Source organism: Bacteroidota bacterium (assembly GCA_030706565.1).
Classification (GTDB): Bacteria; Bacteroidota; Bacteroidia; order Bacteroidales; family JAUZOH01; genus JAUZOH01.
Genome location: JAUZOH010000162.1, coordinates 1 through 8,223 on the forward strand (window position 1 = coordinate 1; position 8,223 = coordinate 8,223).

Here is an 8,223-nt window from a genome sequence, read left to right on the forward strand (position 1 = left end):
GGGAAAGTAACCTTTATTCACTCCATAGCCAATAAAATTACGGGATCATTGATTTTCTGTTCCTGCGTCGTTATTCCTTTAGTGGAAAATATTTACCTGGCAAAAGGAGTTTTCCTGGTTGCTGTTTATGCGGCTGCTGAAGAACTTTGCATCATTATTTTGTGTAAAGAAATTGATCTGAACCGCAGAAGCCTCTTTAGAAAATAATTTAATCTTTTCATTCTTCTAAATTCCGGCTTTCATTGCCGTCAGCTTTAGCTTTCACAATCCTTGATTTTTACTTCATTGCCATCAGTTTTAGTTTTTATGCCCTTTATTTTTGTCTTTTATTGCCGTCAGCTTCAGCTGACGGATTCTGATGATATAATGATATTTCTTGGGCTTTAGCCCAAATTCAGCATCATAAAATTATACCCGATATTTGGCTGAAGTCAACGGCATTGACGAATATGATTTCCTGTTTTATAAATGCAAAACATTGGGTATTACCGGTACTACCTTGCAATTCCTGATTCTATCATATTTTCATAATCCGGAATCTCTTTGATAAAGGTATATTTTTGAGAAGATTGGTCTAGCTTCAGGCAATAATGTTGCAAACCGTTGGTGACAATTAGAAATGAAGCTTTGAAATGTAAGGTATACCGGGCAATCTGATCAATCACTTTTTGGGCGATTTCAACCTGCGGGGCTTTACATTCCACCATGATCCAGGGATTACCGTCCCGCTTGAAAACCACGATATCACTTCTTTTGGTCAACCTGTTGATTTTAAATGGTGTCTCAACCGCAATCAGGCCCAGGGGATAATGTTTCTCCTCATTTAGAAAACGAATAAAATTTTGCCGTACCCATTCCTCAGGAGTCAGAAGTACATGTTTTTTCCGGATGGAATCAAAGATGTACGATTTCTGGTTTTCTGTCCTTATTTTAAATGAATAGGCAGGTAAATTTAATGGATCCATAAGATTCTCTTAATTCTAAAAAATCAACTTGAAAGTTATTCGATTTGATATGTTTAACAAAAATATCTTATTCAAATGATTTTTTTAATTTCAACTTCCTTTTTTATTTAAATTCATAAAATATTTTGAGATTTTAAATTTTATTTATAAAATTGCGTCCCTAAAATAAAAGAAAATGAATTTTCTCAGTAAGATGATATTTAATTGGTGGTTGTGGCGTTGCCTGCGGGTATTAAACAATCGTGTCTTATACTGAGCAAATCAATATAATATTTGAAAGGCAGATTGTTTAAAACAGTTTGCCTTTTTTTATGTCTTTTTCGCAAGAAACAAATAAAACCTAAATTTATGAGCACAGAGAAGAAAATTTTTTTAACAGAAGCTGAAATGCCTGAGCAATGGTATAATGTAGTAGCTGATATGCCTAATAAACCTATGCCTCCTTTGAATCCGGCTACCAGGCAACCTGCAAAACCCGAAGATTTGACTGCTATTTTCCCGATGGAACTGATCAAGCAGGAAATGTCACAGGAACGTTGGATAGACATTCCCGAGGAAGTACGAGATTTATACAAGATATGGAGGCCTACTCCTTTGGTAAGGGCTTATAATCTCGAAAAATACCTGGATACTCCTGCTAAAATATATTATAAAAACGAAAGTGTCAGTCCTGCCGGATCTCATAAGACAAATTCCGCTATCCCGCAGGCATATTACAATTACAAAGCAGGAATTAAGCATTTGACCACCGAAACAGGTGCCGGCCAGTGGGGAAGTGCCATCAGCATGGCTGCCCAGCATTTTGGTTTGGACGTAAAAGTCTTTATGGTGAAGGTGAGTTACAAACAAAAACCTTACCGGAAAATCATGATGAATACCTGGGGTGGTTCCGTTGTCGCTTCTCCCAGTAATCTTACTGAAACCGGGCGGAAGATCCTGGCTACAGATCCGGATTGCCCGGGCAGTCTGGGCATTGCTATTTCTGAAGCAGTGGAAATGGCGGTTAAAGACCCTCAGACAAATTATACCCTGGGCAGTGTTTTGAATCATGTAATACTTCATCAGACGATTTTGGGGTTGGAATGTGTCAAACAATTTGAAAAAACTGATGATTTTCCTGATGTTGTAATCGGATGTTTTGGCGGCGGTTCAAATTTTGGCGGTGTGGCATTCCCTTTCCTGCATTTGAATTTTGCTGAACATAAGAATATCCGCTGCATTGCTGTTGAGCCCTCTTCATGTCCAAAGCTTACACGGGGTATTTTTCAATATGATTTTGGTGATGAGGCCGGTTTCACTCCTTTATTGCCAATGTTTACCTTAGGGCATAATTTTGTACCTGCTTCCATTCATGCCGGAGGTTTGCGTTATCATGGCGCCGGCTCTCTGGCCAGCCAGCTTTTAAAGGATAAGCTGATAGAGGCCCAATCTATTCCTCAGACAGAAACTTTTGAAGCCGGTGTGACCTTCGCCCGTAACGAAGGTTTTATCCCTGCTCCTGAATCGTCACATGCTATTGCCTGTGCTATTCGTGAAGCTAAAAAAGCCAAAGAAGAAGGAACTCCTAAAACCATTCTTTTCAATCTTTCTGGCCATGGAATTATTGATTTACCCTCTTATGCCAAATATTTTGACGGTATGCTCGAAAATTACGATTTATCTGATAACGAAATCTCAAAAAGCGTATCCCAGTTAGACAAAATTATTTAATTTTGTTTCAATCTTTAAAAGCGCTGGTCAGCTTTGCTTTGAAGCTGACCAGTGTTGTATAATACAGTAAACAATGACCAGTCAGCAATACGATTTATCCCTTTTAGGGGAATATTCTTTTTTAATTCATTCTTACGAGGCCGACTTCGATACTAAGGCTAAATTTTCGGGTTTATGTCATTTTCTCCAGGAAAGTGCCTGGAACCATGCCGAAAGCATTGGAATGGGATTTCAGACTTTATTGGATGATAAAAAGTTGTGGGTACTTTCAAGGCTTTATTTTGAATTGGATGAGTACCCGCATTGGGGCGATACCATTAAAGTTCAAACCTGGCCCAAGGGTACTGACGGTTTGTTCGCTTTGAGGGATTTTTATGTACTTGATCAGTCGGACAAAATAATCGGTAAAGCCACCAGTGCCTGGCTTGTTTTGGATACTGAACAAAGAAGGCCTCAGCGCTTGGATCATTTTTATGAAGACCGCAAATTTTTAACCCAAAGGCATGCGGTAAATAAAAGTTTGAAAAAAATACCTTTTTCGGGAAATAATGAACCTGCCCCATTCCATCAGGTACGTTACAGCGATCTGGATGTAAACCAGCATGTAAATAACGTAAAGTATATCGAATGGCTTTGTGATCTTTGTTCTGATCGTTTATTTGCAGGATCTGAGATACATGACCTGGAAATAAATTTCCTTTCCGAATGCAAAGCAGGGGATATGATTCTGGCCACTAAAAATGAACAGCCTGATTTGTCAGGTCAGATTTCTGCAATGCTGGTCAGGGAAAACGATAAAAAGGATATTTGTAAGGCAAAAATTGGCTTTAGAAAATAAGGTTGGTCAGTTGTAATTAATTGAAACATATTATGGAATCAATAATTTCGGTTGGTTTAGCTTCTTATGGTTTGTCCGGGATGGCTTTTCATGCACCCTTGCTAACAGCCCTCCCCTGTTTTAACCTGAAAAAAATCCTGGAGCGGCATCATGATAATTCCAGGGACAGGTTTCCTCAGGCAGAAATTGTCCGCTCTTTTGATGACCTGATCAGTGATCCGGATATTGAGTTGGTTGTGGTGAACACACCCGATCATACACATTTCGAACTGGCTCAGAAAGCTTTGCTGGCAGGCAAACATGTGGTAGTGGAGAAACCATTTACTTTTAAAGTTGAGGACTGCGAAGAGTTGATTCGTCTTGCCAAAGAAAAGCACAAGGTTTTAAGTGTTTTTCAAAACCGGAGGTGGGATGGTGACTTTTTAACTGTAAAAAATATTGTCCATCAAGGATTATTGGGGAAACTGGTTTATTTTGAATCCAATTTCGACCGTTACAGAAATTATTTAAAACCTGAATCCTGGAAGGAACAGTCAGTTTATGGCAGTGGCACTGTCTACAATCTGGGTTCTCATCTGATTGATCAGGCATTGGTTCTTTTTGGAATGCCCGAAAGCGTTACGGCCGATATCCGGAATATGCGTGAAGGAGCTGAAGTCGATGATTATTTCAATATCAGATTGGGTTATTCGGCATTTGCAGTGACTTTGAAATCCAGTTACCTGGTCAGGGAATCTGTTCCACGTTTTGTTTTGCACGGAAGAGATGGTTCGTTTATCAAATACGGCATGGATCCCCAGGAAGATGCCATGAGAAGCGGGATAATCCCGGTACAACCGGAATGGGGGCAAGAAAAAGAAGAATACTGGGGACTTTTAAATACCCAGCTGAATGGATTGCATTACCGGGGGAAAGTAGAAACCATTGCAGGAGATTATAAAAAATATTACCAGAATATTTATCAGGTTATTCGCAATAATGAAGTTCTGGAGGTCAAGCCAGAGGAATCGCTTGCTGTAATTAAAATTATCCGGGCTGCTTTTGAAAGTTCCGAAAAGCAAACAACAGTTAGAATATCCTAATTATATTCCAGGATTTTAGCTTCGCCTTTTTGGACCATCAGGCCATTTTGAGCAAGAGCTTCAATAATATCTTCGCCGGCATGAATATATACCGGCGCAAGATTCTTAATCCTTTCAATGATTAAATTTACAAACCATCTGTCGCTTACCAGGTTGCCGGTAAGGATGATGGCATCAATTTTCCCGTATAAAACAGGGGAGAGGGAGCCGATGTATTTTGAGATCTGGTAAGCCATGGCTTCAAAAAGCTGCTTAACCTGTGGGTCGCCTTCAGCCAGGCGTTTTTGTAATGTATAAATATCTTTGGTCCCGATGTAGGCAAAGATTCCACCTTTGTCGCGCAACATTTCCATGATTTGGCTTTCAGAGTATTTTCCGCTGAAACAAAGCCTGACCAGATCACCGGCCGGAAGGGTTCCGGCGCTTCTGAGTGAGAACGGGCCTTCTCCGTCAAAATCCTGGTTGACATCAATCACTTTCCCTTTACAGTGTGCGCCAATAGAGATTCCTTCACCAATCTGGGCGACAATCAAGTTGAGTTCTTCGTAATTTTTCAACAAGGCCCTGGCATGCCGGCGGGCTACTGCTTTTTGGTTTAATGCATGAAAGATAGAGCTGCGGTGAAGCATGGGCAGCCCTGTGAAACGGGCAATGTCGTTCATCTCATCCACTACGACGGGATCAACAATGAAAGCCCTGCAATCCTGAATTTGCCTGGCAATACTGGCTGCAATTAATCCTCCTAAATTAACCGGATGTATTCCGATTTCTGAATGAATGAGATCGTGTTCCAGTTTTTCATTCACTTCATAAATCCCTGAAGGAATGGGCTTCAGCAGACCGCCACGTGCCATAATTATTTTAATGTCCGTAATTTGTACTTCGGTTTTTAGCTCATCCAATATGGCGTTGGCCCGGACAGCGGCTTCATTTTCGATGTTGCTTTCTGACAATTCTATAGAATTGTGCTTGACAGATTTCAAAAATACTGCATTGGCATTATAAAAAATGCCAATACGGGTCAGATCTTTTTCGGGCTTAATAGTTAGGATAAACGTACGTTCCATAATTTGAGGCCATAAAATTGTTGACATTCGTTAAGTCAGAATCCTGCGGTATTACATTTAATATCCGGATAGGATCAATGGGCGGTAACTGATAATAACAAAATAAATCTATGGACGGCCAGGTCGAAAGACCTGAGATAACCTGGCTCATGAGACGAAACATATCTTTGTGAATTAAAAATCTATATTGAATGCTTGAATTGAAGAGCACTACCCAGTCAACGCCATCATTTTGCCTGACTACCACGGCTGAAGAGCCAGACATGGTTCCGGTACGCATCCAGGTTCCCTGGTCATCAATACGGATCCAGCCCAATGGCCTGTATCCGGTAAGAACTGGGTCTGTCATGGTTTTAATGCTTTCGGATGAAAGAATATCCGGACTTCCGTCATTCCCATCTATGGCAACCACCAATTTCAAAATGCTGGCAGCCGAAGCAATCCAACCTCCTGCTCCTTCAAGGTCTTCAATGTCATTTCCATAGGATCTGGGGACAAGTTGTTTGGAACCATCTATGGGGACAGTTTTCTGAATTTTCCCCATTTCATAGTATTTTACTTCATTTCGCATCCTGTCTTCAGGGGCAGTTTTGCCAATGCGCATATCAAAGATTCCCAGTGGCCAGAGAATGGACTGATCCACATAGGCTTCATAGTTCATGCCGGTGATTTTTTCAATGATCTTTCCCAGAACAGCATAACCAAAATTTGAATAATGATACCTTGTGCCGGGTTCGAAACTCAATTTTTGACCAAGAACATAACGGATAATGGTATTCATGTCTGCAGGAGGAGTAGAATGCATAAACCTTGCTATCCCTATGGGCCTGAACATAGGATCTCCAAATCTGACATTCCAGCCTCCCGTATGATTGAGTAATTGATTAATCGTGATGGTGCCTACCCTTGGATCTGCAATTTTTTGATAGGCCGGATCATTTAAAATCCCCTGGGGACCAAAGGGCTTGTCTGTCAATTTCAATTCGCCCTTTTCTACCAAATGCATGATCGTGGTGGCGGTAATTAGTTTTGAAACGCTTGCAATTCTAAATAAACTGCCTGGTTTAACCGGTTCTCCTGTCTCCCTGTCAGCATATCCAAAGCCTTTGGCATAAACCATCCGTCCATTTTTTGCAATAGCAACGGAAGCACCTACCACACCCCATTTGTGCAAAAAATTATCCACATGATCGTCTATTTGATCCATAATCGGATTGGATGAGTAGCTATTAATCAGACCTTTGTATGAAGTGCTTGTTTTCGAAAATATGATTTTCCCGTTATCGCTTGCCTTTAGGTTGTCTGAAAATCCAATGGTGAAAATTAGAAAAAGTGAACTGAAAATTGCTGGAAATGTGAAAGAATGCCTCATTATCAATACTTGTTTTTTAATGTACGTTGTTTTCTACAAATAGTTGATCTTTACAAATGTATCATTTTATCCTTTTTGTTTTTTAAATTATCTTTAATCCATGAGCTTTTTAGCATATTTTAACATTTGGACCTTCCCAGCTATAAATTTGAAAAATTGATGTAACAAAAATCCTTTTAATAATAATTTCCAATTTATTTGCGGATGTAACAAATTCGCCTTATATTCCGTACTCCAGCTAACATTCGTTTTGAATTTGATCCATCAAAAAATATAAAAATATTGAAATTATGATGAAATTTATTTGTTTGTTACTGACTTGTTTGTTTGCCGATATTTCTTTAGTTTTATCCCAAACGGTTGCGGATAGCTCAAATGTAGCCAATCTGCAATGGACAACAGCTACTGAATTGCATTTGACTCTTTCCAACGATTCGAGTTTTATCCTGGATGCAGGAACTTTGCCTCATTCCGTAATGGATTCCATGAAACTTCTTACAGATAAACAATTCATTTATTATCCGGCAACTTTAAATAAAACTTTCATTGACCAACTTAAGGGGAAGCGACTGGATAGTGAATCGGATTCAGTGGAAAATAACGGAAATTCTTTGACTCTTTGGAGTACCATTCATCATACTTTGGGCGGGGGATGGGCGCATTTTATTAATTGCCTTCTATATAGCTTGCAGAGTAAGCAGCTTTTAATTACCTCCCCCCTGATGGTGCGCCCGCAATCAAAATGGAAACCTGATCCGGTCACAGAAACATATAAGCGGACAAAAAAATGGGATTATTATATCCCTGTAACGCAGAAGGAAGCGAAAAAAGAATATTACCTTTTAAAAAAATCCGGGCAATTACAATGTCTGAACGGGGTACCGGCCGAGTTTGTCAATCTTTTCCTGAACACCAGCGAAAGAAAATATCTGAAAATGAAAAAAATGGACAGAATGCTGGAAGTTTCCAGGATTGATCTGGTGAAAATTATGCTGGGTGCGAGATATATGAGTTCTATTCAGATCAATTATATTAAGAATGTGGTATTGAAAGCTCTGAACCATTATTCTGTAAAATTGCCATCGGTTATTATTCTGGACAACTTTAGAGCTGCAGTTGTCATCAGTCTGGAAGAAACAGGTTATAAAATTGAAAAAATCGTTTTTAGCAAAGAAAGCGACCTGTCTTA

Annotated in this window: 8 protein-coding genes; 5 read left to right on the forward strand and 3 right to left on the reverse strand. The window is 39.6% G+C overall.

Annotated elements, in window-relative coordinates:
• Positions 1-207: hypothetical protein (locus tag Q8907_09510; GenBank protein MDP4274501.1), on the forward strand; the 207-nt coding region annotated here is incomplete at its 5' end.
• 287 nt (positions 208-494) lie between these two features.
• Here Q8907_09510 and Q8907_09515 read toward each other — a convergent pair.
• Positions 495-965 carry a type I restriction enzyme HsdR N-terminal domain-containing protein gene (locus tag Q8907_09515; GenBank protein MDP4274502.1) on the reverse strand — a complete coding sequence of 157 codons (471 nt, stop codon included), beginning with the start codon at positions 963-965 and terminating at the stop codon, positions 495-497.
• Between the two features lie 348 nt (positions 966-1,313).
• Between Q8907_09515 and Q8907_09520 the strand changes: the two genes are divergently transcribed.
• The 3 genes from Q8907_09520 to Q8907_09530 all read left to right on the forward strand — a co-directional run bounded on the left by Q8907_09520 (position 1,314) and on the right by Q8907_09530 (position 4,595).
• Positions 1,314-2,675 (forward strand): TrpB-like pyridoxal phosphate-dependent enzyme, encoded by a 1,362-nt coding sequence (locus tag Q8907_09520; GenBank protein ID MDP4274503.1) that lies wholly within the window; start codon positions 1,314-1,316, stop codon positions 2,673-2,675.
• A gap of 73 nt (positions 2,676-2,748) precedes the next feature.
• Positions 2,749-3,513 (forward strand): thioesterase, encoded by a 765-nt coding sequence (locus Q8907_09525; protein MDP4274504.1) that lies wholly within the window; start codon positions 2,749-2,751, stop codon positions 3,511-3,513.
• A gap of 32 nt (positions 3,514-3,545) precedes the next feature.
• Complete coding sequence (locus Q8907_09530) at positions 3,546-4,595, forward strand: oxidoreductase (protein MDP4274505.1); 1,050 nt, start codon at positions 3,546-3,548, stop codon at positions 4,593-4,595.
• Here the strand turns inward: Q8907_09530 and buk are convergent.
• Together buk and Q8907_09540 are read right to left on the reverse strand one after the other, a co-directional pair.
• The gene (gene buk, locus Q8907_09535) at positions 4,592-5,662 is read right to left on the reverse strand and encodes a butyrate kinase (GenBank protein MDP4274506.1); all 1,071 of its coding nucleotides are present in this window, start codon (positions 5,660-5,662) and stop codon (positions 4,592-4,594) included. The two genes, Q8907_09530 and buk, sit on opposite strands and share 4 nt — an antisense overlap.
• Complete coding sequence (locus tag Q8907_09540) at positions 5,634-7,034, reverse strand: serine hydrolase domain-containing protein (protein MDP4274507.1); 1,401 nt, start codon at positions 7,032-7,034, stop codon at positions 5,634-5,636. The genes buk and Q8907_09540 overlap by 29 nt, the downstream gene beginning before the upstream one ends.
• Positions 7,035-7,324: 290 nt before the next feature.
• On the opposite strand from Q8907_09540, the gene Q8907_09545 reads away from it, so the two are divergent.
• On the forward strand, positions 7,325-8,223 hold an 899-nt coding region (locus Q8907_09545; protein MDP4274508.1), incomplete at its 3' end, for a hypothetical protein.